This window comes from Variovorax beijingensis (assembly GCF_007828835.1).
Classification (GTDB): Bacteria; Pseudomonadota; Gammaproteobacteria; order Burkholderiales; family Burkholderiaceae_C; genus Variovorax; species Variovorax beijingensis_A.
In genome coordinates this window covers 177,108-199,983 of the sequence record NZ_VIVL01000003.1, presented here as the reverse complement: position 1 = coordinate 199,983, position 22,876 = coordinate 177,108, and the positions used below count along the sequence as shown (strand labels likewise).

Below are 22,876 nucleotides of genomic sequence, written 5' to 3'. Positions count from 1 at the left end.
TGTGGAAAACCGGCGGACGCCGATCTTACGTACCCGCCGTGCGCAGCCGGGCCCTTCGCTGCGCGAAGTGCGACATGGCTTACTTGCGGTGAGCTTGCGATCCGACTCTGCTGCAGAAGGGACATGCGATGACTCAGGTTCATGAAGTGATGACGCGCGGCGTTCGCACGGTCGCACCGGGCGACACCATCGTGCAGGCGGCCAAGGCGCTCGAGGAGCTCGAGGTGGGCGTGCTGCCGGTCTGCGACGGCAACCGGCTGGTCGGCGTGGTGACCGACCGGGACATCGCCGTGCGCGGCGTGGCCCGCGAGATCGATCTGGGCGCCTCGCCGGTCAAGCAGATCATGACCGCCGACGCGTACTGGTGCTATGCCGACGACACCGTCGACGAAGCGCTCAGCCAGATGAGCGCGGTGCAGATCCGCAGGCTTCCGGTGGTCGACCGCGACAAGCGCCTCGTGGGCATCCTGTCGCTGGGCGACGTGGCGGCCAAGGGCGAGGCCGGTGCGGCGGCCGATCCGCTCGGAAAGATCTCCGAGCCTGCGCGGCCGAGGCACTTGTAGCAACGGCCCGCGGGCCGCGCGTCAGCGGCTGGTTTCTCTCAGGCGCTCTGGTTGGCGGGCTGGCTGGGCGCGCGCCGGCGAATCTCGCTGTGGAGCGCGCGCTGTCCCGCGGCCAGCGCGGCTTCATAGGTGTCCGCCGGGTCGAAGGCGTCGCGAAGCACCTTGGGGTTCGCTCCTTCCGCATCCGTTTCGAGCAGGCGCCAGACAAATGAACCGAGGGCTGGCTCCTCGATGATGAGTTCGATGGGCTGTGTCATCCGTCCAACTTGCATGAATCCGCGCCAGATGTATGTAGGCCGAATTCGAATGCTGCCGGCCCGGCGCCCGATGGCGCGGCAAGATCAGCCGGGCTTGCCGCCTGCGCCCTCTGCCCTCAGCCGCAATGCATTGCTGATGACCGACGCCGAGCTCAGGCTCATCGCCAGCGCCGCGATCATCGGCGACAGCAGCCAGCCGGTGAACGGGAACAGCACGCCCGCGGCCAGCGGCACGCCGAGCGCGTTGTAGACGAACGCGAAGCCCAGGTTCTGCTTCATGTTGGCGATGGTCTTCTCGGAGACGATGCGCGCCTGCGCAATTCCGCGCAGGTCGCCCTTGACCAGCGTGACCTGGGCGCTGTTCATCGCCACGTCGGTGCCGGTGCCCATCGCCACGCCGACGTCGGCCCTGGCGAGCGCGGGCGCATCGTTGATGCCGTCGCCGGCCATCGCGACGATGCGGCCTTCTTGCTGCAGCTTCTCGACCAGCGCCAGCTTGTCGGCCGGCTTGACTTCGCCGTGCACTTCGTCGATGCCCAGCCTGGCGGCCACGGCGCGCGCGGTGGTCAGGCCGTCGCCCGTGGCCATGATCACGCGCATGCCCGATGCCTTGAGCGCCGCCAGCGCTTCCACGGTGGTGGCCTTGATTGGATCGGACACGGCAAGCAGGCCGGCAAGCCTGCCGTCGGCGGCCAGGAACATCACGCTGGCCCCTTCGGCGCGCAGCGCCTCGGCTTGCGGCCGGAGCGCGTCGACCGGCACGCCAAGCTGATCCATCAGCGCGGTGTTGCCGAGCGCCAGCCGCTGGCCACCGACGCTGCCGTTCACGCCGATGCCGCTCGCGGACTCGAACTCGTCGGCCGCGGCCAGTGAGAGATTGCGCTCGCGCGCCGCACGCACGATGGCATGCGCCAGCGGATGCTCGCTGCCCTGGTCCAGGCTTGCCGCGAGGCGCAGCACATCGTCCTCGGTGAAGCCGGGCAAGGCCACCGCGCGTTCGAAGCTCGGCCTGCCTTCGGTCAGCGTGCCTGTCTTGTCGACGATGAGCGCATCAACCTTGCGGAAGTTCTCGATGGCGGCCGCATCGCGGAACAGCACGCCCTGCGTGGCGGCCTTGCCGGTGGCCACCATGATCGACATCGGCGTGGCCAGGCCGAGCGCGCAGGGACAGGCGATGATGAGCACCGCCACCGCATTGATGAGGCCGTGGGTCCAGCTTGGCGCCGGCCCGAAGAATCCCCACGCGAAGAAGGTCAGCAGCGCGATGCCGATCACGGCCATCACGAAGTAGCCGGCCACGTGGTCGGCCATGCGCTGCATCGGCGCGCGGGAGCGCTGGGCCTGCGCCACCATCTGCACGATGCTCGCGAGCACGGTCTGCGAGCCGACCTTTTCCGACTGCATCACCAGCGCGCCGCTCGTGTTGAGCGTGGCGCCGATGAGCTTGTCGCCCGCCCGCTTGGTCACCGGCAGCGGCTCGCCGGTGAGCATGGACTCGTCGACCGCGCTCGCGCCCTCGACCACCACGCCGTCCACCGGCACCTTTTCGCCGGGCCGCACGCGCAGTTTGTCGCCGACGTGCACGTGGGCGATCGGCACGTCTTCTTCCGTGCCATCGGCGCCGATGCGCCGCGCCGTCTTGGGCGCGAGGCCCAGCAGCGACTTGATCGCGGCCGAGGTCTGCGAGCGCGCCTTGAGTTCGAGGATCTGGCCGAGCAGCGTGAGCGAGATGATCACCGCGGCCGCCTCGAAGTACACCGCCACGCGGCCCATCGACATGAACGCGTCGGGAAACACGCGCGGCGCCACCGTGGCCACCACGCTGTAGGCGAAGGCCGCCGCGGTGCCCAGGCCGATGAGCGTCCACATGTTGGGGCTGCGGTTGGCGACCGATTGCACGGCGCGCCTGAAGAAGGGCCATCCCGCCCACAGCACGATGGGCAGCGAAAGAACCAGCTCGATCCAGCTCTGCGTGGCCATCTCGAACCACTGCAGCCGGTGCCCCGCCATTGCGAGCACGGCCACGGCGAGCGTGAGCGGCAGCGTCCACAGGAAGCGGCGCTTGAAGTCGCGCAGCTCGGGGTCTTCGCCCTCGTCGAGCGTCGGCATCTCGGGCTCCAGCGTCATGCCGCACTTGGGGCAGCTGCCCGGATGGTCCTGCCGGATCTCCGGATGCATCGGGCAGGTGTAGATGGTGCCGGCGGGCGCAGGCGCGTGCGCATGCGGCGCGCGGTGGCCTTCGTGATGCGGATGCTGCGGTGCCCCGGAATGCACGTGGTTCATCGAGTGCTCCAACGAGAAAACAAAAAGATGCTGCGCACCACGCGCAGCGCATCGCCAGTTTCCAGGTTGACACCGTGTCAAGGTCAAGGCCGGCACGGTGGCCGGCCGCGCGGCTTTCTCAGACGGCGGAGGTGGCGGCTGCAGGCGCGCTGCTGCCCGCACCGGGCGGCGCCGTGACAATCGACGTGAGCGCGGGTTCGGCCGCGCGCAGCGATGCGATGTCGGGCCGCGGGCGGCGCAATTGCGCGTCGGCCGCGAAGGCCTTTTCCATGGCGTGCGCCGCGGCCAGCACCTGGTGGTCGGCCCTGAACGCGCCCACGACCTGCAGCCCGAAGGGCATGCCCGCGTGGTCGAGGCCACAGGGCAGCGCCAGCGCCGGATGCGTGGTCAGCGTGACCACGTAGGTCAGCGCGAGCCAGCGGTAATAGTTCGCCTGCTTTTCGCCGTTGATGGTGTCCGCATACAGCTGGGTCCATGGAAAGGGCGACACCGGCGTGGTGGGCGAGAGGATCAGGTCGTAGTCGGCGAAGGCGGCCTGGAAGCGCTTGATGAGCCGGGTCTGCTCGGCCTGGGCCCAGGCGCTGTCGAGCAGGCTCATCTGCGCACCCATTTCGTAGTTGGCGCGGGAGTTGGGACCCAGGCTGGCCGGGTCGCGCTGGTAGGCGGCATGCATGCCGGCCACGAAGGCCTCGGCGCGCAGCACGTCGAAGCAGCGGTGCGCTTCGCCGAGGTCGAATTCGACCTGGTCGCAGCGCTTGAACAGGTGCTGCATCGCGCCGATCTTGCTGCGCATGGTGGCACGGATGCCGTCGTCCACCGCGCAGGTGCCGAAGTCTTCGGTCCATGCCACGCGCAGTTGGCTCAGGTCGATGCCGGCGGGCTTCAGGAAGCTGAGCGGATCGAGCGGATAGCTCAGCGGATCCCCCGCGTGCATGCCGGCGGAAGCGGCCATCTGCAGGCATGCGTCTTCCACCGTGCGGCCCATCGGGCCCACGACCGAGATCGGCGTCCAGCCCAGCGGCTTGCGCACGCTCGGCACGATGCCCGGCGAGGGCCGGAAGCCCACCACGCCGCACTTGGCGGCCGGAATGCGCAGCGAGCCGCCGGTGTCGGAGCCGGTGCACACGGGCAGCATGTCGCAGGCCAGCGCGGCGGCCGAGCCGCCGGAGGAGCCGCCGGCATTGAGGTTCGGGTTGAAGGGATTGCCGGTGGCGCCCCACACCTCGTTGCGCGAGTTGGCGCCGGCGCCCATCTCCGGAACGTTGGTCTTGCCCGCCACGATGGCGCCAGCCTTGCGAAGGCGTGCCACCAGCTCGATGTCTTCCTGCGGCACGTGGTCGCGGAAGATCGCGGAGCCCCAGGTGGTGAGCAGGCCTTCGGTAGGTTCGAGATCCTTCACGCCGAGCGGCAGGCCATGCAGCAGGCCCAGCGCGTCGCCGCGCATGACGGCGCTTTCCGCCGCCCGGGCCTCGGCCCGCGCGCGCTCGAAGCAGGTGGCGGTCACGGCGTTGATGAAGGGGTTCACGCGCTCGATGCGCGCGATGCAGGCTTCGAGCAGCTCGACCGGCGAGACCGCCTTGCTGCCGATGAGCCGGCGCAGTTCGACGGCGGAGTGTTCGATCAATTCGGTGTGGTTGCTCATGTCGGTTGTTGTTCCATCGGGCTGAGGCCAGCGCGCCCGCGGAACGGGCTTTGCCCGGCCGCCGGGTGCGCCCCCCAGTGGGGGGAGGCGCCGAAGGCGCTTCGGGGGGCGTCCATCAGTCAGCGGTGATGTTGGCGCGCGCGGCGATGGCGCGCATCAGCGGCAATTCCTTGGCGATCAGTTCGCTCACGGCGGCCGAGTTGCTGTAGCCCGGCTCCAGGCCCTGGGCGGCGAGCTTGGCGCGCGTGTCGGGATCGGCCATGGTCGCGGCCAGCGCCTTTTCGAGCCTGGCCTTCACGTCGGGCGGGAGGCCCTTCGGCGCCGCCAGCGCCAGCCAGCTGTCGGTGTTGATTTCGGGGTAGCCGCTCTCGGCCATGGTGGGCACGTCGGGCAGCAGCGTCGAGCGCTTGGCCGTGGTCACGGCAATGGCCTTGATCTTGCCGCTCTTGAGCTGCGGAATGGCCGCGCTCACGGTGTCGATGCTGAACGGAACCTGCCCACCCATGAGGTCGGTCATGGCCGGCGCGCTGCCCTTGTAGGGCACGTGCGTCATCTTGAGGCCGGCGGCATGCAGGATGGTCTCGCCGGCGAACTGCGAGGTGGTGCCGGTGCCGAAGGACGCGTACGAATACTTTCCGGGCGAGGCCTTCACGTAGTCGACGAACTGCTTGACGGTCTGCACCGGCACTTCGCTGTTCGCAAGCAGGATGAGGCCCACGCGCCCGGCCAGGCCGATCGGCTCGAAGCCCTTGACCGGGTCGTAGGGCAGGTTGGGGCGGATGGCGGGATTCACCGTGAAGGTGGTGCCCGAACTGATCAGCAGCGTGTAGCCATCGGGCGCCGCCTTGGAGACATAGCTCGCGCCGATCACCGTGCCGGCGCCGCCGCGGTTCTCGATGACCACGGGCTGGCCGAGCTCCTTGCCCAGGCGCTGGGCAATCACGCGCCCGTTCACATCGGTGGCGCCGCCGGGCGGAAAGGGAATCACGAGCGTGACCGGGCGCGACGGAAACCCGGTGTCGGCGGCCAGCGCGGCGAGCGGTGCCAGGCCAAGGCAGGACAACAGCAGCACCATGCGGGCGAGTGCGGGGAGGCGTTTCATGAAGGACTCCTGGAGGAACAGAGCGGGGATGCAGGTTCATCCTAGGAGCCGCAAAGCGCTGCCACAAGCGCAATGTTTAGAATTGTGGATTGCCGATTCGGCAATCGACAAACGCGCGTCGCCCCGCTGCGACAAGGAAGAAACATGTCGCTTCACACGCTGCAGGAGACCGCGGTCCGCTACTTCCTGGAGGTGGTCAGGACCGGGTCGGTGAAGGAGGCCGCGCTCAAGCTCAACGTGGCGCCTTCCGCCGTGAGCCGGCAGGTGGCGCGCCTGGAGCGCGAGCTCGACACGCTGCTGTTCGACCGGCACGCGCGCGGCATGGTGCCCAATGCGGCCGGCGAGCTGCTGGCCGCGCATGCCAAGCGGGTGCAGCAGGATATCGAGCGCGTGGCCGGCGAGATCCAGGGCCTGCGCGGCCTGCGCAGCGGGCGCGTGCGCGTGGCGAGCACCGAGGGCTTCGCGTTCGACTTTCTTCCCACGCTGATCTCGCGCTTTCGCGCCAGGCACGAGGGCATCCGCTTTCATCTGGAGGTCTGTCCGCCCCACGAGATTCCCGGCCGCATCCGCGACGGCGAAGCGGACGTCGGCATCACGCTGAGCGCGGTGCCCGAGCCCGGCATCCGGATCGAGCTGCGCCACCCCAGCCCGATCCTCGCCGTGATGGCCAGCGACCATCCGCTGGCGGCGCAGCGGCAGCTCTCGCTGCGCCAGGTGGCGGCCTATCCGCTGGGCCTGCCGCCGCGGGACAGCTCCATCCGGCAGCTGCTCGATATCAGCTGCAGCCGGCAGGGGCTGCAGTACGTGCAGGCCATGTCGAGCAACCATGCGAATGCGCTGGTGAGCTTTGCGGCCGCGGGCGGCGGCACCATCGCCTTCTATGGCGAGCTGTCGATCCGCACGCAGCTGAAGTCGAAGGCGCTGGTGGCCATCCCGCTGAAGGACCGCGAGATGAACGAGCGCCACCTCGAAGTCGAGACGCTCGCGGGCCGCTCGCTGCCCGATGCGGGCAAGGCTTTCGTGCGGTTTTTGACGGATGCCATCCAGGCCTCGGCCTGAGGGCGGCCGCGCGTGCGCTACACTCCGCGCCGCTTGCAGCCGGCCTCAGCCGCTGCGCCGTCATTGGCAACATGACGAGAACAAACCAAAGGAAATTTTTCAAGTGAACCGTATCGAACTGGTCGAAAAGATCGCCACCGCCCACAACGTCAGCAAGGCCGAAGCCGCCCGCATCCTGGAAACCGTCACGGGCTCCATCGTCGCCGCAGTAAAGAAGGGCGACCCCGTCCAGCTCATCGGCTTCGGAACCTTCAAGCAAGTGGCGCGCGCTGCACGCACCGGCTTCAACCCCCAAGCCGGCGCAAAGATCAAGATCGCCGCGCAGAAGGTGCCCAAGTTCGTGCCGGGCGCAGCGTTCAAGGCCGCCATCGACCCCAAGGCTGCAAAGCGCAAGGCCGACAAGGCAGCCGCCAAGCCCGCCGCCAAGAAGGCAGCACCGGCCAAGAAGGCCGCACCCGCCAAGAAGGCTGCCAAGAAGTAATGAATGGATCGCAGCCGCAAGGCTGCCTCCACGCAGGACGGCCCTCGGGCCGTTTTCTTTTTTCCGGGGCGGCTCTCAGGCCGGCGTTCCCAGCCGCGCGAGGACCAGATCGTGCAGTGTCTGCGCCGCCACCGAGAGGCTGCCCTCCCGGCGCTGCACCAGGTAGATGGTGCGTGTGAGACCGGGCAGCGGCAGCGGCCGCGTCACCAGCGTCTCGCGCTGGAAGTGGAAGAGCGTGAGCTCCGGCACCACACTGATGCCGATGCCGGCCTCGACCAGCCCCATCACCGTGGCCAGGTGCTCGACCTCGAACACGGCGTTGAGCCGCAGCGGGTGCAGCGCCGCGTCGAGCGACTGGCGCACGCTGCTGTTGCGCGCCATCTGGATGAAGGGCCATGGCGCGAGCTGCCGTGCCGTGAGCCTGGCGGCGCTGGCGAGCGGATGGTCCTTGCGGCAGACCAGGTGAAAGCGGTCGCCGCAGAGCTTGCGGCCGCGCAGGTCGCTGGCTGCGGCGGCGCCGGCGCCGGTTGCCGCGAGCGCGAAATCCGCCTGGTGGCTGCGCAGCTGGGCAATGCAGGCGTCCGACAGCGCGTCGTGCAGCTCGACCGTGATGCCGGGCCACGCCTGCATGAACTCCGCCAGGATCGCCGGCAGCCGTCCTGCCGCCAGGGAGGGCAGGGCCGCCACGCTCACGCGGCCCTTGCGCCGCTGGGCATGGTCGGCCAGGTCGCCGATGGCGCCCTGCATGTCGTCCAGCAGCCGCCGCGCCGAGGGTTCGAACAGCCGGCCCTCGGGCGTGAGCTGCACGCTGCGCGTGTCGCGGTCGAACAGCCGCGCGCCGAGCGTTTCCTCGAGCGTGCGGATCAGTGCACTGAACGCGGGCTGCGACAAGTGGCAGGTCTGTGCCGCGCGCGTGAAGTTGCGCTGCTCGGCCAAGGCCGTGAACGCGCGCAGTTGGCGGCTGGAAAGCTCGGGCGCTGGCATCGGTCTGGAATCTGGGTGAGTGGAGCCGGGAATCCGGGCCTGTGGATGGTATTCCTGTGCCCTGTACGCAACGTGCCTTGGCGATTCCGGCCGGTGGGCGCCAGAAACGGCGTTTTTGTAAAAAATTTGTGACTTAAGGCCCAATTCGGCATCATGATCCGGGCCATGAGGTCCGGCGAAGTTTCTCCCGCTTGGCGACGCGTGCTCTGGGCGCATGTTGCCGTTCTTTTTTTTCTTGCTTTCACTGCAACGAACAGCAAGGCTCAGCAGCCGGCGTCTGCGCAGGGTCTGCGGATCGTGGGCGGGCTGGCGAGCGTGAGCCAGTACACGCTGCATGAAGAGCGCTTCTGGAGCCAGGACCTGCGCCGCCTGAGCGGCGGAAAGTACAGCGCGAGCATCGTTCCGTTCAACCAGGCGGGCGTGCCGGGGCAGGAAATGCTCAATCTGATGCGGCTGGGCGTCATTCCATTCGGCACCGCGTTGCTCAGCCAGGTCAGCAACGAGTATCCCGAGCTGGGCACGCCCGACATTGCCGGACTGAATCCCGACATGCCCACGATGCGGCGGGTGGTCGCAGCCTTCAGGCCCTACCTCGAGAAGACGCTGCGCGAACGCCATGGCGTCGAGCTTCTCGCGGTGTACGTCTACCCCGCCCAGGTGATCTTCTGCAAGCGGACCCTGACGCGGCTTTCGGACCTGGCGGGGCGGCGCGTCCGCGTTTCGGGCAGCAGCCAGGCCGACTTCATCCGCGCGCTCAACGGCGTGCCCGTCTTCACCGAATTTTCGGAGCTCATGGCCAACATGAATTCGGAGAACACCGAATGCGCCATCACCGGCGCGATGTCCGGCAACACGCTGGGCCTGCACAAGATGACGAGTTCGCTCTACACCATGCCCATCAGCTGGGGCCTGGCCGTCTTCGGCGCCAACGCGGATGCCTGGAATGCGCTGCCTGCGGACCTGAAGGCCCTGTTGAAAGCCGAGCTGCCGAAACTCGAGGCCGCGGTCTGGAACGAGTCGGAGCGCGACACCGGCAACGGCATCGCGTGCAACACGGGCGCCGCGACCTGCACGAAGGGCACCAAGGGCGCGATGGTCGAGGCGCGCCCGTCCGCGGATGACGAGCGGCGCCGGCGCGAGATTTTCGCCACCAGCGTGCTGAGCCGGTGGGTGCAGCGGTGCGGGGCCGTGTGCGCGGAAGTGTGGGACCAGACCGTCGGTCCCATCGCCGGGATCAAGGCGCCTGTCGGGCAGTGACCAAGCCTGTGCCCAGCCGCATCACCGGCTTCGTCTACGGCGTTTCGGCGCTGTTTCTCGCGGCCGTGCTCGCCATTGCCGGGCTGATGGCATGGCAGATGTACCAAAAGGAGATTGCCGACAGCGAGGCCCAGGCCGTGCGGTTCATCGGCACCTCGGAGGCTGCGCTCAACCGCAGCCTGCTCGGGGCGAACACGCTGCTGGCTGGCCTGGGGCAGTTTCTGCGCAAATCCGGCGAAGGCAGCATCGCAAGCGACCTCGCGCAGGCCGAGACCGCGCAATTGATCGAAACCAGCGTTCGCCAGAGCCTGCTGGCCCGGTACGTCGCCTTCCTGACGCCCGAGGGCCGGGTGATCGGGTCTTCCGACCGGCGGGGAGCGAAGCTGGCGGTACAGCTGCCCGACGGATTCCTGAAGGAGGCTCTGGCCCATCCGGGATCCGTGATGTCGATCAGCACGCCCTCGATCAGCCCGGTGACTTCCCAGCAGGTGCTGTATCTTGCGCGCGTCCTCACGCTCGCGGACGGCGGCAAGCTGGTCGCGGTGGCCGAGGTGCAAGTCTCGATGCTCACCACCATCCTTGCGCAGGGGGCCAACATCAGGGGGCTCGAAGTCACGCTGGAGCGCGAGGGCGGGCTGATGCTGGCCAGCATGCCGCCGCGCGACGATCTTGCGGGGCGCACCATCAGCCCCGCCCTGACGGACCAGGCGGACGGGCGTCCCCGGCGCATGCTTTCCCGGCTCAGCGGCGCGCCGGCCATCGTCGTTGCCCGGCCCACGCTGCACCGAAGCCTGCTGATCGTCGCGAGCATTCCGCTCGAGTCCGCCCTCGCGGACTGGCGCAGGGACAGCAATGTGGTTGCGGCCGCGGCCCTGGCCTTCATGCTGATGATCCTTGCGGTCACCTACTTCGCCCTCGCGCAGCTGCGGCGACAGTGGCGCGCGCGCGCCGAGCTGCTGCGCTCCAAGGCCACGCTGGACCAGGCGCTCGAATCCATGGTGGACGGTTTCGTGCTGCTCGATCCCAATGACCGCGTCGTCACCTGGAACCGCCGCTTCGTCGATTTCTTTCCCTGGGCAGAGCCCTTGCTGGCCCCGCAGGTGCCGTTCCAGCGCATCACGGAACTGAACGCGCGCCACCTGATGACGCAGAACGAGCAGGAGATCACGCTGCTGAACGGGCAGGTGATCGTTGCGGTGAACAGTCCCACGCCCGACGGCGGCCTGGTGTGCGTCTACCGCGACGTGACCGAGAAGAAGCGCCACGTCGCCGACATCCTCGAAGGCAAGGCGCAGCTGCAGGCCACGCTGGATGCCTTGCCCGACGTGCTGATGGACGCCGGCATCGACGGCCGCTGCTACAGCTTCCATTCGCCGCGCCGCCCCAGGCCCGCGTTCAAGGTGCGCGAGCCGGTGGGCAAGCTGATGTCGGACCTGCTGCCGGCGAATGCCGCGGCCGAGGTGATGGTGGCGCTGCGCGATGCCTTCGAAACCGGCTTTTCCACCGGCCGGCAGTTCGAGATCCGGACCGCGCGGGGCGTCACGTGGTTCGAGATCTCGGTCTCCCGCAAGGTAATCGGCGAAGGCGCCGCCGCGCGCTTCATCGTCATCCTGCGCGACATCACCGAGAGCAAGCTGGCGGCCCGCGAGATCGAGCACCTGGCCTTCTACGACATTCTCACGGGCCTGCCCAACCGCCGGCTGCTGCTGCACCGCCTGCAGGCCACCATCGACGCGAACGTGCGGCGCTCGCGCCACGGCGCGCTGCTGTTCTTGGACCTGGACGATTTCAAGACGCTCAACGATGCGCTCGGGAACGCCACGGGCGATGAACTGCTCAAGCAGGTGGCGCTGCGGCTGCAGGACAGCCTGAAGGAGGGCGGCACGGTCGCGCGGCTGGGAGGCGACGAATTCGTGGTGCTGCTGGACAACCTCAGCGACGACGCCGGCGTTGCCGCGATGCAGGCCAATACCGCCGGCGAGGCCATCCTCACGGTGCTGAACGAGTCGTTCCAGCTCGCGGACCACCAGTACCACAGCACCGGCAGCATCGGCGCCGTGGTGTTCAGCGCCACGCAGCAGTCGCTGGAGGATCTGCTGAAGCAGGCGGACATCGCCATGTACTACGCCAAGTCCGCAGGCGGCAACGCGCTGCGTTTCTTCGAGGCCTCGATGCAGACCGCCATCACGGCCCGCGCAACGCTGGAGAGCGAGCTCCACGCGGCGCTGGCGGGCGAGCAGTTCGTGCTGCACTACCAGTCCCAGGTGGCCTCCAATGGCCACGTGGTGGGCGCCGAGGTGCTGATCCGCTGGCAGCATCCGGTGCGGGGCGTGGTGCAGCCCGGAGGCTTCATCGAGCTGGCGGAGGAAACCGGGCTGATCGTGCCGATCGGCATGTGGGTGCTGGAGACGGCCTGCATCCAGCTCGAGCGCTGGAGCCACGATGCGAGGCGCCGGCACCTGCGGCTGGCGGTGAACGTCAGCGCGCGCCAGTTCCGCACCGACGACTTCGTGGACCGCGTGCGCGACGTGCTCCGGCGCACCGGCGCCGACCCGACGCGGCTGGAACTCGAGCTCACCGAAAGCCTGCTGCAGGACAAGGTCAGCGAAACAATCTGCAAGATGCAGTCGCTCGCGGCGTTGGGCGTGCGCTTTTCCATGGACGACTTCGGCACCGGCTTCTCGTCGCTCTCCTACATGACCCAGCTGCCGCTGAACCAGATCAAGGTCGACAAGTTCTTCGTGCAGAGCATCGGCATCGATCCGAAGGTCGAACTGATCATCCAGGCCATCATCGGCATGGCCCGCAATCTCGATCTCGAGATCGTGGCGGAGGGGGTCGAAACGCAGCAGCAGTTCGAATTCCTCCAGGCGCACGGTGCCATGCTGTGCCAGGGCTACCTGTTCAGCAGGCCGGTGCCGCTCGATCAGTTCGATGCCCAGCTGGATGTCGAGATGGCGAGCTGAACGCACGCCGCGCTCTCCAGGCCACTGCGATGCGCCTTCCATTCCCCGCCGTCCCCCGCCTGAGCCTGCGCGCGCGCCTGTCCGCCGGCGTGCTGGCGATCGTCTTCCTGACGACCATGGGGGTCACCGCCGCCGCGCTCCATTTCCTCAAGCGCAACATGGAGGCGGCCATCGCCGGTGAGGAGTTCGAACGGATATCGGCCATTGCCGGAGCCGTGGACCAGAAGTTCCTGAGCCGGCGCACCCTACTCAAGGCCTTCGGCGACGGCATCGAGAGCCGCAGCCTGGCCGGCCCCGGGGAACTGCAGGACCTGGTCATGCAGCACGGCTCGCTGAGGGAGGCGTTCGACAACGTGGCCTTCACCGGCATGGACGGCGAACTGGTGGCCAACCTCAACGGCACGCAGCCGATCGGCAAGGTCAACATCAAGGACCGCGAGTACTTCCAGCGCACGGTTGCCGCCCGCGCGGGCGTCATATCCAAGCCCTTTCGCAACCGCGTGAGCGGCCTGGCGCAGATCGCCCTGACCGAACCCGTGCTCGATCGCGGCGGCAACGTCGTGTATGTCATTACCGCCTTCGTCAACCTCAAGGAAAAGAACTTCCTGGGCGAACTTGCCAACGTGAAGTTCGGCAAGAGCGGGTACATGTTCATCACGGACACGGACGGCATCGTCATCGACCACCCCGACAGGTCCCGGCTGCTTCAGCGCGCGGACGCCGGCGGGGCCCGCAACCCTGCCACCGAGCGCGCCATCGCCGGCTTCGAGGGCACGATGGAGGCCGTCGATCCCGCGGGCGTCCATGGCCTCTACGCCTTCAAGCGCATCGGCCAGACCAACTGGGTGCTGGGCGCGATGTATCCGCGGAACGAGGCCTTTGCCCGGATCGACCGGATCGAGCGCTATGCCTGGGCCGGCGCACTGCTGCTGACGCTGCTGGCCGGGGGGCTGGCCTTCATGACCGCGCGGGCGCAGCTCGCACCCCTGTCGCGCCTGCGCGAGCACATGCAGGTCTCGCGCGCCGCCACCGCCTATGCGCCCATGCAGGAGGCGCCGCCGGACGACGAGGTCGGCGATCTCTCGCGGACCTTCGACCTGCTGATGTCGGAGCGGCAGGCCGCCAACGAGAAGCTGGCCGCCAGCGAGAGATTCCTGCGCGACGTGACCGACAACCTGCCGGCGGTGGTGGCCTACTTCGACAGCAGCCAGCGCTGCCTTTTCGCGAACAAGGCCGGGCTCGGGATGCGCGGCAGGACCATGGCCGACATCGGGCGCATGACCATGCAGGAGTCGCTGCCCGACCACGTCTACCAGCAACTCGTGCCCGGCATCGCCAAGGTGCTCGCGGGAACGCCGACGCGCACCGAAGGCACCTACGAGCGCAACGGCAAGCTGGGCTTCTTCGAATGCCATCTGGCGCCCGACATCCGCGACGACGGCGTATTGGCCGGCTACTACGTAATGACCTTCGACGTGAGCAAGCGCAAGCAGGCCGAAATGCACAGCGCCGGAAGCGAGCGGCGCCTGCGCGGGCTGACCGACAACGTGCCGGCGCTTCTTGCCGAGCTGGACCTCGAGGAACGCGTGGTCTTCTGCAACGGCAAATACCAGGCCTGGCTCGGCGTCTCGCCGGAGGCGATGACGAACCGCCCCATCCACGAGGCCATCGGCGAGGCGCACTACGAAATCCGCAAACCGCTGCTGGCGCGGGCATTCGCGGGCGAGGTGGTGTCCTTCGAGCAGACCGCCAGCCTGCTGATCGGCGAGCGGACCTTGCAGACCACCTATCTGCCCCAGCGCAATGCGCAAGGTGCGGTTACCGGGCTGTACATCCTGTCGAACGACGTCACCGAGCTCAAGCAAAAGCAGATGAAGCTGGATGCCCTCGCGCGCGAGGATGCGCTCACCGGGCTGCCCAACCGCCGCTCGTTCGAGGAGCATGCGCGCGACGCCATGGCCAGGTCCCGGCGCGCCGGCCTGCCGGTCTGCCTGCTGTTCCTGGACATCGACTACTTCAAGTCCATCAACGATTCGCTGGGCCATGCGGCGGGCGATGCGGTGCTGCGGGAATTTGGCCGCCGGCTGAGGGAGAGCGTGCGCGAAACCGACATGGCGGCGCGCTACGCGGGCGACGAGTTCGTGATCCTTCTCGAAGGCGCCAGCGGCGCCGCCGAGGCGCAGGTGGTGGCCGGCAAGGTGCTGGCCGCCATGCGGCCGCCTTTCCACCTGCCCGGCCGCACGCTGCAGGCCACCACCAGCATCGGCGTCGCGATTTCGGAGGAGGACGAGGATTTTCCGTCCCTGTTCGTGCGCGCGGACACCGCGCTCTATGCGGCCAAGAAAGAGGGAAAGAACCGCTTCATGATGGCGGCGCCCAGGCCTGGAAACCCGGGCGGTGCGCCGTGGCCGCGCGAAGAGCCTTCCAGCGCCTGAGGCCGGCAGCACCGCGCATGCGGTGCGCAATCTGGACCTTGTCCTACGCGAAAAGTAACCATGGCTGGCCTAAATTGGCACCACCGTTTCACGACGGGCACCGCACGCCGTGGCATCGATCGCGCGGCCACTGAAGGGAAAAGAGCAATGGCAGATCACGGCGCTGGGAGTGCACCCCTGAACCAACGCACTCTGACCGACGCCGATTTCAGGCTGATGGTCGATTCGGTCACCGACTACGCCATCATCGTCCTCGATCCTGGCGGCATCGTCATCAGCTGGAACGAGGGCGCCCGCAAGCTCAAGGGATACGACGCTCCCGAAATCCTGGGGCGGCACTTCTCGCTTTTCTATCCGACCGAGCTGCTCGAGCAGAACCGGCCGGAACACGCACTCGAAACGGCACGCCGCGATGGCCGCATGGAGGAAGAAGGCTGGCGCCTGCGCAGCGACGGCACGCGCTTCTGGGCCAGCGTGGTCATCACGCGGATCACCGGCTCGGGCGGAGAAACCCGCGGCTTTTCGCTGATCACCAGGGACCGCAGCGAGAACCGCCGCCAGGACGAGATGCTGCGCATGAGCGAGGAGCGCTTCCGGCTGCTGGTCGAGGGCGTGAAGGACTATGCGATCTTCATGCTCGACCCGGGCGGCCACATCGTGAGCTGGAATCTCGGCGCGCAGAAGAACAAGGGCTATGAGGCCTCGGAAATCATCGGACAGCATTTCTCCAGGTTCTATCCGCCAGAGGTCGCTGCCAGCGGCTGGCCCGAACAGGAACTGCGCAATGCGCTGCGGGACGGGCGCTTCGAGGACGAGGGCTGGCGCATCCGCAAGGACGGCAGCCGGTTCTGGGCCAGCGTGGTGATCACCGCGCTGCACGATGCCACCGGCAGGCACCGCGGCTTTGCCAAGGTCACGCGCGACCTCACGGAGCGCCGCCGCGTGACCGCGCTGGAGGACGAAGGGCGCCGCGTGACGAACTTCCTTGCGATGCTCGGGCACGAACTGCGCAATCCGCTGGCGCCGATCTCCAACGCGCTCGAGCTCCTCAAGCGGGAGAAGACGGAGTCGGCCGCGGTCGTGCACACCCGCGACATCATCGGCCGGCAGCTGCGCCAGATGACCCGGCTGGTGGACGACCTGCTCGACGTCGGCCGCATCACGAGCGGCAAGATCCAGCTCGAGAACAAGCCGGTCCGGCTGCGCGATGCCATCGCCGAGGCCATCGAGGCGGTGCGCCCGCTGATCGACGGCAAGTCGCAGACCCTGCACCTTCAGATGCAGGATGCGGACCCCTGGATCGCGGGAGACAGCGCGCGCGTCATCCAGATCGTCAGCAACCTGGTCCACAACGCCGCAAAATTCGCCGGGAACGGCGGCAACATCCACGTGTCGCTCTCGCGAAGCGCAGCGGATGCGGACATCAGCGTGCGCGACGACGGGCCCGGCATACCGCCGCAGGACCTGCAGCGGATCTTCGACCTGTTCGTGCAGGGCGAGCAGAACCTGGCCAGGACGCAGGGCGGACTGGGCCTGGGGCTCAGCCTGGTGCAGCAGCTGACGACGCTGCATGGCGGGCGCGTCAGCGCGTTCAGCACCGGCAGGCCAGGCGAGGGCAGCGAGTTCGTGGTGCAGTTCCCGACCACTCAGGCGCCGGTCGCCATGCTCGAGGCGCAGCCGCGGCCGGTGGGCGAGCAGCGCGTGCTGGTGGTGGACGACAACGTGGATGCGGCCGAGACCATGGCGATGCTGCTGGAGGCGCTGGGCTACAAACCCAGCGTCGTGCATGGCGGGCTGGCCGCCATCGAGGCGGTGAAGGCGCAGGACCCGGATGTGGTGCTGCTGGACATCGGCCTGCCCGACCTGAGCGGCCATGAAGTCGCGCGGCGCGTGCGCGCGGAGATGGTCAACCCCCCGCCGCTGATCGCCGTCACCGGCTACGGGCAGGCCAGCGACAGGGACACCAGCCTGGAGGCCGGCTTCCGGGCCCATCTGACGAAGCCGGTCGATGTCGACAAGCTCTCGGCGCTGCTCGAGCACCTGCTGGAGCCGCCTCGCTTCAAGGCCGCATAGAGGCGCGTAGAGCCGCGCAGAGCCGGGCTGGAAAGCTAGGCCGGGTGCGGCGGCTCCACCGGCAGCGCGCGCTTGTGGGCGCTCTTGCGGTGCGTCGCAAGAATGATCTCGCGCGCCGCCGCAGCCACCGGCTTGCCTTCGAGGAAATCGTCGATCTGCTCGTAGCTCACGCCGAAGGCGTCTTCGTCGGGCTTGCCCGGCACCAGCGACTCGAGGTCCGCCGTGGGCACCTTGAACACCAGCTCGTCGGGCGCGCCGAGCCGCTGCGCGAGGGCCCGCACGCGGCGCTTGTCGAGGCCGGTGAGCGGCGTCACGTCGGCCGCGCCGTCGCCGAACTTGGTGAAGAAACCCATCAGCGCCTCGGCCGCATGGTCGGTGCCGATGACGATGCCGTCGTGCGCGCCGGCCACCGCGAACTGCGCGATCATGCGCTGGCGCGCCTTGATGTTGCCGAGCACGAAATCTTCGTGCGCCGCGTCGCGGAAGGCCAGGTCCCCCTTCTTGAGCGCCGCGAGCATGCCGTCGGCCGCGGGGCGGATGTCGACGGTGAGGATGCGGTCGGGCCTGATCACTGCGAGCGAGGCCTGCGCCTCGTCCTCGTCCTTCTGCACGCCGTAGGGCAGCCGCATCGCGATGAAGGTGGCGCCGTAGCCCTGCGCGCGCAGCCTTTCGACGGCGCGCTGCGCGAGGCAGCCGGCGGTCAGCGAATCGACGCCGCCGCTGATGCCGAGCACCAGCGCCTTGAGGCCGGTGCCTCGCAGGTAGTCCGCAAGAAAGGCGGTGCGCCGCTCGATTTCCGCCGCGGCATCGAAGACGGGCGCAACATGCAGCGCCGCGATGATCTCGCGCTGTGTGGCGTCGACGGGAGTCAGGTGCTGATCCATGAAGCGATCCTTGCTTGCCTAGAAATCCACCAGGCTCAGGCCGATGCTGAGCACGGTGCGCTTGCGGTTGTAGTCCACCAGCGTGTCGCCGTAGCCGTGGAACAGCTGCGTATGGAAGCGCAGGTTGCTCTTGGTCGAATCGCCGATGGCCTTGAGCCATTCGAGCCGCACCGAACCGCGGCCGCTCTCACGCAGGTTGTTGCGCACCGTGATGCCCAGGGTGTTGTCGCGGTTGAAGTTCCAGCGGCCCGTGACTTCGGCGCGGCCGATGTAGTTGGAGATGTCGGGGTTGTCGTCCTTCGCGGCCTCCTCCGACATGCGCTGCCAGATGCGTCCGGTGACGGTGAAGCGGTCGCCCAGTTCGGCGCCGCCCATCAGGTAGACGCGGTTCCAGCTGCGCGACAGCGGCAGGCTCTGGCCGTTCGACTGGTGCACCACGCCCACGCCCGCATAGCGCCAGCGCCAGCCGCCGGGCAGGTTGAAGTCCAGCGGATAGACATACATCAGCTCGGGCTCGTGGTCGGTGGTGCGGAACGGCCGCGAGATCGAGCCGTTGAACAGCTGCCAGGTCGACTGCTGCGAGTAGGCGAACCACAGCGAGTCCTTCCTGGCGGGCTCGTTCTGCGTGAGCAGGCCCTGGGCGATCTTGGTACGCACCGACAACCCGATGCGCATCTCGTTGGCCTGGTAGGCCACGGGCGTGCCGGTGTGGCCTTCCGAGGGCGAGGTGGGCGTGCCGGGCTTGCTGCTGGCGGCCGAGGCCGACACGTTCAGCGGCCGGTAGCCGCGGAAGCCGAAGGTGCCGCAATCGGTGCCGTTCTCCAGTTCCCAGAAGCGCGACAGCGCCGAGTACTGGCGGTCGCGGCAGCCTTCGTTGGTGTCGACCGAAATCACGCGCGTGGCCGGTATCGAGGCGTCCACCGGCGGTGCCGGCTGCGTGTTGGCCAGCACCGGCGGCGCCACGGGCACCGAAACCGACGGCAGCGTCTGCTGCTGCGCCCAGCGGTCGAAGCAGGCCAGGCGCGCTTCGTTGCTGTTGCCGAGCGCGGCGCACTGCTGCCAGGTCAGCTGCGCGTCGGCCAGCGGGCTGCGTGGCTGGTCGACGGCCTGCGCATGCGCGGTGGCGGTGCCCAGGCAGGCCGCGAGGGTCGCCAGCCCGGAGAAGATGGCGTGTGTTCGTTGGGTCATTGGTTTCCTTGCGTCCCCCCTGTTTTGTTCAGCACGAACGGATGCGTGCTTTCGTCCGCGGCGTTGCGCCACGTGCCCCTGAATTCCCGGCCGCAGGAGCCGGGCTGCAGGGTGCCGGCCCAGACGCCGCTGATGGCGCGGCCATCCAGCGATTCGTCGATGGAGAGGGCGCCGTCGTCGTCGACGTCGCCCGCGAGCTGCGCCACCTCGGGCCGGGCGCTGCCGCCCGCGGCGTCGCGTGTGATGGTGCCGCGCACGCCGGCGTAATCGGGGTGTTTGCCGAGCTGCACCGTGGCCGCGGCGGGAGCGCCGTCGAAGCGCGCCTCCCAGCGGCCGTAGAGCGACTGCAGCGGCAGCTCGCGCGCATCGGCGGGGCAGCCGGCGCCGCCGCCCTGCGTTGCCGTGGCACAGCCCGTGGCGGCAAGAAGAACGGCGAGGAAGGCGGGCAGCAGCCTCTTCATGGTGCCGCCGCGGCCGCGGCCTTGGCGGCCGCGCTGTCCTGTGCCTTGCGCGCGAACTCGGCGCGCAGCGCCTTGAGCTTCTCGCGCGGGTCTTCGCGGGTGGTGGTCTTGTCCAGGCCCATCTCGGCGATGAAGCGGCTCGGGACGCAGGGCACCATCTCGCGGCCCTGCTTGCGCTTCTTGGTCCAGCTCACGGCCAGGCTGCGCTGCGCGCGCGTGATGCCTACGTACATCAGGCGGCGCTCTTCCTGCAGCCGCTGCAGCGTGTCGTCGCTCACCTGGAGCTGGCGGCCGTTGTCGTCCTCGAGCTTGAAGGGCAGCAGGCCCTCGGTCACGCCGATCAGCATCACGTGCGGCCATTCGAGGCCCTTGGAGGCATGCAGCGTGGACAGCGTGACCACGTTCTGGTCCTGCTCGCGCTCGCTGATGGTCGACAGCAGCGAGATGGTCTGCGCCACCTCGAGCAGGCTCTTGCGCTCAGTCTCGATGTTGCTGTCGGCGCCCGAGGCATCGTCGAGGGTGCCGCCGGCGCGCTGCGACATCCAGTCGACGAACTCCATCACGTTGGTCCAGCGCGCGGCCGCGGCCTGTTCGCTGTCCTCGCCGTCGTAGAGATGCTTCTCGTAGTCGATCTCCTTGAGCCAGTCGAGCATGAAGGTGCGCGAGTCTTCCGCGCCCATGGTGCGGCGCGCGCGGTATTCGAGGTCGTTGATGTAGCGGCCGAACTCGTGGATGCCCTCGAGCGTGCGCTTGGGCATCACGCTCGGCAGCGACGGGCTGAACAGCGCCTCGAACAGGCTCAGCTTGTACTGGCTGGCAAAGGTGCCCAGGCTCGCGAGCGTGGTGTGGCCGATGCCGCGCTTGGGCGTGGTGATGGCGCGCAGGAACGCCGGGTCGTCGTCGTTGTTGACCCAGAGGCGGAACCAGCCGCACAGGTCCTTGATCTCGGCGCGGTCGAAGAAGCTCTGGCCGCCCGACACCTTGTAGGGAATCTGCGCCTTGCGCAGCGCCTGCTCGAACACGCGTGCCTGGTGGTTGGCGCGGTAGAGGATGGCGAAGTCGCGGAACTCCTTGTACTGCTTGCCCTGCACGGCGGTGTCGCCCGCGCGCAGGCTGATGATGCGCGCCACCGCGCGCTCGGCCTCGTGCGCCTCGGAGTCGGCATCGACCACGCGCACCGGCTCGCCTTCGCCGAGCTCGGAGAACAGCGTCTTCGGAAACAGCTTGGGGTTGGGGCCGATCACGTTGTTGGCCGCGCGCAGGATCGCGCTGGTCGAGCGGTAGTTCTGTTCGAGCTTGATGACCTTCAGGTTGGGATAGTCGACCGGCAGCTTGCGCAGGTTGTCCAGCGTGGCGCCGCGCCAGCCGTAGATCGACTGGTCGTCGTCGCCCACCGCGGTGAAGCGCCCGCGCTCGCCGGCCAGCGCCTTCAGCACCTCGTATTGCGTGGCGTTGGTGTCCTGGTATTCGTCCACCAGGATGTGGCCCAGCGCGGCCTGCCACTTGGCGCGCACTTCGTCGAAGTCGCGCAGCAGCTTGAGCGGCATGCCGATCAGGTCATCGAAGTCGACGCTCTGGTAGGCCGTGAGCCGCTCTTCGTAGCGCGCCATGATGCGCGCGGTGATGCGCTCGTTGTCGTCCACCGCGGCCGCCTCGGCCTGCGCGGCGTTCAGGCCCATGTTCTTCCACTTGCTGATGGTCCACTGCCAGATGCGCGCGGTGGCGGTGTCGGTGGTGCCGCCCGCGTCCTTGAGGATCTTGGTGACGTCGTCGCTGTCCAGGATGCTGAAGGCCGGCTTCAGGCCGAGCACGGCGCCGTCCTCGCGCATCATGCGCACGCCCAGCGCGTGGAAGGTGCAGATCACCACATGCTTCGCCTCGCGCCCGATCAGTCCCTTGGCGCGCTCGCGCATTTCGCTCGCGGCCTTGTTGGTGAAGGTGATGGCCGCAATGCGCTTGGGCTCGAGCCCGGCCTGGATCAGCCGGCCGATCTTGTGCGTGATGACGCGCGTCTTGCCCGAGCCCGCGCCCGCCAGCACCAGGCAGGGGCCGTGCAGGTAGTTGACAGCTTCTTGTTGCGCGAGATTGAGACCGGAGGACATGGGGAGTGGGGACGGAAGGCCGCGAAGGAACGGCTGGCGCAAAGCGCGCAATGATACGGGGCGCATGTTTCCGGGAAGGCCGCCAGAGTTCACGATGCGGGACGCGGCGACAATCAGCGCGTGCTGCCTGTATTTCTCGTAACTTTTCCTTTCTTCGCGCTGATCGCGGCCGGCTACGGCGCCGCGCGCGCCCGGATCCTGCCGCTGGACGCGATTCCGGGCCTCAACACCTTCGTGCTGTACTTCGCGCTGCCGTGCATGCTGCTGCGCTTTGGCGCGGGCACGCCGATCGGGCAGCTGCTCGATGGCAGCGTGGCGCTGGTCTGGGGCCTGAGCGCGCTGGCCGTGGTGGCGGGCGTGGTCGTTTTCACCCGCAACGCACGCATCGGCTGGAACGACGGCGCCTTCGGCGCACTGGTCGCGGCCTTTCCGAACACCGGCTTCATGGGCGTGCCGCTGCTGGTGGCACTGCTGGGCGCGCAGGCTGCGGGGCCGATGATCATCACCATCGCGTTCGACCTGGTCGTGACTTCTTCGCTGTGCATTGCGCTGTCGCGCCTGGACGGCGCCGGCGGGCCGCATGGGCCGCGGCTGGCCGCGCGCCAGGCGCTGCGCGGCGTGCTGGTCAATCCGATGCCGTGGTCGATCCTGCTGGGCGTGCTGCTCTCGGCGGCGCACTGGCGCCTGCCGGGGCCGGTGGAGCGCACCATCGCCATGCTGGCCGACGCGGCTTCGCCGGTGGCGCTGTTCACCATCGGCGCGGTGCTGGCGCGCTCGGCGCTGCTCGCGCGCGAGCATGGCGCCAGCGCGGCGGTGGCAGCCGCCATGGGCACGAAGTCGGCGGTGCCTTCCAGGGCGCCGCTGGCCGACGTGCTGCCGGTGGTGGCGGTCAAGCTGCTCGTGCATCCGGTGCTGGTCTGGGTGCTGGGGCAGGGGGCCATGGCCCTGGGCCTGCCGCTGTCTTCTTCGGCGCTGATGGTGATCGTGCTGGTGGCGGCGCTGCCGAGCGCGAGCAACGTCTCGATGCTGGCCGAGCGCTTCGGGGCCGACAACGGCCGCATCGCGCGCATCATCCTGTGGACGACGGTGGCGACCTTCTTCAGCTTTCCGTTCGCGGTCGGCGTGCTGCGCTGAGCGGC

Annotated in this window: 17 protein-coding genes; 8 read left to right on the top strand and 9 right to left on the bottom strand. The window is 68.5% G+C overall.

The genetic code is table 11. The annotated features are described in order from the left end of the window. The first annotated feature begins 128 nt into the window (after nucleotides 1–128). The gene (locus FB547_RS11515; RefSeq protein WP_145742332.1) at nucleotides 129–563 is read left to right on the top strand and encodes a CBS domain-containing protein; all 435 of its coding nucleotides are present in this window, start codon (nucleotides 129–131) and stop codon (nucleotides 561–563) included. A gap of 38 nt (nucleotides 564–601) precedes the next feature. Here FB547_RS11515 and FB547_RS11510 read toward each other — a convergent pair whose 3' ends face one another. The 4 genes from FB547_RS11510 to FB547_RS11495 all read right to left on the bottom strand — a co-directional run bounded on the left by FB547_RS11510 (nucleotide 602) and on the right by FB547_RS11495 (nucleotide 5,847). Further along, a complete protein-coding gene (locus FB547_RS11510; RefSeq protein ID WP_225613058.1) occupies nucleotides 602–820 on the bottom strand; it encodes a hypothetical protein in 219 nt (72 codons plus the stop codon). A gap of 84 nt (nucleotides 821–904) precedes the next feature. After that, nucleotides 905–3,103 carry a copper-transporting P-type ATPase gene (locus tag FB547_RS11505; RefSeq protein WP_145742328.1) on the bottom strand — a complete coding sequence of 733 codons (2,199 nt, stop codon included), beginning with the start codon at nucleotides 3,101–3,103 and terminating at the stop codon, nucleotides 905–907. A gap of 118 nt (nucleotides 3,104–3,221) precedes the next feature. Continuing rightward, nucleotides 3,222–4,745, bottom strand: a complete 1,524-nt coding sequence (locus tag FB547_RS11500) for an amidase (RefSeq protein WP_145742326.1) — start codon at nucleotides 4,743–4,745, stop codon at nucleotides 3,222–3,224. A gap of 115 nt (nucleotides 4,746–4,860) precedes the next feature. After that, nucleotides 4,861–5,847: a Bug family tripartite tricarboxylate transporter substrate binding protein gene (locus FB547_RS11495; protein ID WP_145742324.1), complete on the bottom strand. Its 987-nt coding sequence runs from the start codon at nucleotides 5,845–5,847 to the stop codon at nucleotides 4,861–4,863. A 144-nt stretch (nucleotides 5,848–5,991) separates the two neighbouring features. Here FB547_RS11495 and FB547_RS11490 point away from each other — a divergent pair, with 144 nt between their 5' ends. Then, a complete protein-coding gene (locus FB547_RS11490) occupies nucleotides 5,992–6,906 on the top strand; it encodes a LysR family transcriptional regulator (protein WP_145742322.1) in 915 nt (304 codons plus the stop codon). A 103-nt stretch (nucleotides 6,907–7,009) separates the two neighbouring features. Next, on the top strand, nucleotides 7,010–7,387 hold the full coding sequence (locus FB547_RS11485) for an HU family DNA-binding protein (protein ID WP_021005443.1): 378 nt from the start codon (nucleotides 7,010–7,012) through the stop codon (nucleotides 7,385–7,387). Between the two features lie 75 nt (nucleotides 7,388–7,462). Here the strand turns inward: FB547_RS11485 and FB547_RS11480 are convergent, their stop codons facing one another. After that, entirely contained in the window at nucleotides 7,463–8,371 is a 909-nt protein-coding gene (locus tag FB547_RS11480; protein ID WP_145742320.1) for a LysR family transcriptional regulator, read from the bottom strand. A gap of 153 nt (nucleotides 8,372–8,524) precedes the next feature. Here FB547_RS11480 and FB547_RS11475 point away from each other — a divergent pair, with 153 nt between their 5' ends. The 4 genes from FB547_RS11475 (at nucleotide 8,525) to FB547_RS11460 (ending at nucleotide 17,102) form a co-directional block, all read left to right on the top strand. Beyond that, entirely contained in the window at nucleotides 8,525–9,628 is a 1,104-nt protein-coding gene (locus tag FB547_RS11475) for a TRAP transporter substrate-binding protein (protein WP_145742318.1), read from the top strand. Continuing rightward, nucleotides 9,625–12,594 carry an EAL domain-containing protein gene (locus FB547_RS11470; RefSeq protein WP_145742316.1) on the top strand — a complete coding sequence of 990 codons (2,970 nt, stop codon included), beginning with the start codon at nucleotides 9,625–9,627 and terminating at the stop codon, nucleotides 12,592–12,594. The genes FB547_RS11475 and FB547_RS11470 overlap by 4 nt, the downstream gene beginning before the upstream one ends. A gap of 29 nt (nucleotides 12,595–12,623) precedes the next feature. Then, complete coding sequence (locus tag FB547_RS11465) at nucleotides 12,624–15,029, top strand: diguanylate cyclase domain-containing protein (RefSeq protein ID WP_145742315.1); 2,406 nt, start codon at nucleotides 12,624–12,626, stop codon at nucleotides 15,027–15,029. Nucleotides 15,030–15,176: 147 nt separating this feature from the next. Beyond that, the gene (locus FB547_RS11460) at nucleotides 15,177–17,102 is read left to right on the top strand and encodes a PAS domain S-box protein (RefSeq protein WP_145742313.1); all 1,926 of its coding nucleotides are present in this window, start codon (nucleotides 15,177–15,179) and stop codon (nucleotides 17,100–17,102) included. Nucleotides 17,103–17,137: 35 nt separating this feature from the next. On the opposite strand, the gene nadE is transcribed toward FB547_RS11460, so the two are convergent. From nadE to FB547_RS11440, 4 genes are read right to left on the bottom strand one after another with little or no spacing between them, the layout of a single operon-like run. After that, nucleotides 17,138–17,986 carry an ammonia-dependent NAD(+) synthetase gene (gene nadE / locus FB547_RS11455; RefSeq protein ID WP_145742311.1) on the bottom strand — a complete coding sequence of 283 codons (849 nt, stop codon included), beginning with the start codon at nucleotides 17,984–17,986 and terminating at the stop codon, nucleotides 17,138–17,140. A gap of 18 nt (nucleotides 17,987–18,004) precedes the next feature. Then, the gene (locus FB547_RS11450; protein WP_145742309.1) at nucleotides 18,005–19,174 is read right to left on the bottom strand and encodes a phospholipase A; all 1,170 of its coding nucleotides are present in this window, start codon (nucleotides 19,172–19,174) and stop codon (nucleotides 18,005–18,007) included. Continuing rightward, entirely contained in the window at nucleotides 19,171–19,635 is a 465-nt protein-coding gene (locus FB547_RS11445; RefSeq protein ID WP_145742307.1) for a hypothetical protein, read from the bottom strand. The genes FB547_RS11450 and FB547_RS11445 overlap by 4 nt, the downstream gene beginning before the upstream one ends. After that, a complete protein-coding gene (locus tag FB547_RS11440; protein WP_145742305.1) occupies nucleotides 19,632–21,737 on the bottom strand; it encodes an ATP-dependent helicase in 2,106 nt (701 codons plus the stop codon). The genes FB547_RS11445 and FB547_RS11440 overlap by 4 nt, the downstream gene beginning before the upstream one ends. A 120-nt stretch (nucleotides 21,738–21,857) precedes the next feature. On the opposite strand from FB547_RS11440, the gene FB547_RS11435 reads away from it, so the two are divergent. Continuing rightward, the gene (locus FB547_RS11435) at nucleotides 21,858–22,871 is read left to right on the top strand and encodes an AEC family transporter (protein ID WP_145742304.1); all 1,014 of its coding nucleotides are present in this window, start codon (nucleotides 21,858–21,860) and stop codon (nucleotides 22,869–22,871) included. The last annotated feature ends 5 nt before the right edge of the window (nucleotides 22,872–22,876 follow it).

What these genes read in the sequence shown, in the direction of transcription:
- FB547_RS11480 (WP_145742320.1), bottom strand. Translation starts at nt 8,371, where the DNA reads ATGCCAGCGCCCGAGCTTTCCAGCCGCCAACTGCGCGCGTTCACGGCC.
- FB547_RS11450 (WP_145742309.1), bottom strand. Translation starts at nt 19,174, where the DNA reads ATGACCCAACGAACACACGCCATCTTCTCCGGGCTGGCGACCCTCGCG.
- FB547_RS11475 (WP_145742318.1), top strand. Translation starts at nt 8,525, where the DNA reads ATGATCCGGGCCATGAGGTCCGGCGAAGTTTCTCCCGCTTGGCGACGC.
- nadE (WP_145742311.1), bottom strand. Translation starts at nt 17,986, where the DNA reads ATGGATCAGCACCTGACTCCCGTCGACGCCACACAGCGCGAGATCATC.
- FB547_RS11440 (WP_145742305.1), bottom strand. Translation starts at nt 21,737, where the DNA reads ATGTCCTCCGGTCTCAATCTCGCGCAACAAGAAGCTGTCAACTACCTG.
- FB547_RS11465 (WP_145742315.1), top strand. Translation starts at nt 12,624, where the DNA reads ATGCGCCTTCCATTCCCCGCCGTCCCCCGCCTGAGCCTGCGCGCGCGC.
- FB547_RS11510 (WP_225613058.1), bottom strand. Translation starts at nt 820, where the DNA reads ATGACACAGCCCATCGAACTCATCATCGAGGAGCCAGCCCTCGGTTCA.
- FB547_RS11505 (WP_145742328.1), bottom strand. Translation starts at nt 3,103, where the DNA reads ATGAACCACGTGCATTCCGGGGCACCGCAGCATCCGCATCACGAAGGC.
- FB547_RS11500 (WP_145742326.1), bottom strand. Translation starts at nt 4,745, where the DNA reads ATGAGCAACCACACCGAATTGATCGAACACTCCGCCGTCGAACTGCGC.
- FB547_RS11460 (WP_145742313.1), top strand. Translation starts at nt 15,177, where the DNA reads ATGGCAGATCACGGCGCTGGGAGTGCACCCCTGAACCAACGCACTCTG.
- FB547_RS11445 (WP_145742307.1), bottom strand. Translation starts at nt 19,635, where the DNA reads ATGAAGAGGCTGCTGCCCGCCTTCCTCGCCGTTCTTCTTGCCGCCACG.
- FB547_RS11515 (WP_145742332.1), top strand. Translation starts at nt 129, where the DNA reads ATGACTCAGGTTCATGAAGTGATGACGCGCGGCGTTCGCACGGTCGCA.
- FB547_RS11490 (WP_145742322.1), top strand. Translation starts at nt 5,992, where the DNA reads ATGTCGCTTCACACGCTGCAGGAGACCGCGGTCCGCTACTTCCTGGAG.
- FB547_RS11495 (WP_145742324.1), bottom strand. Translation starts at nt 5,847, where the DNA reads ATGAAACGCCTCCCCGCACTCGCCCGCATGGTGCTGCTGTTGTCCTGC.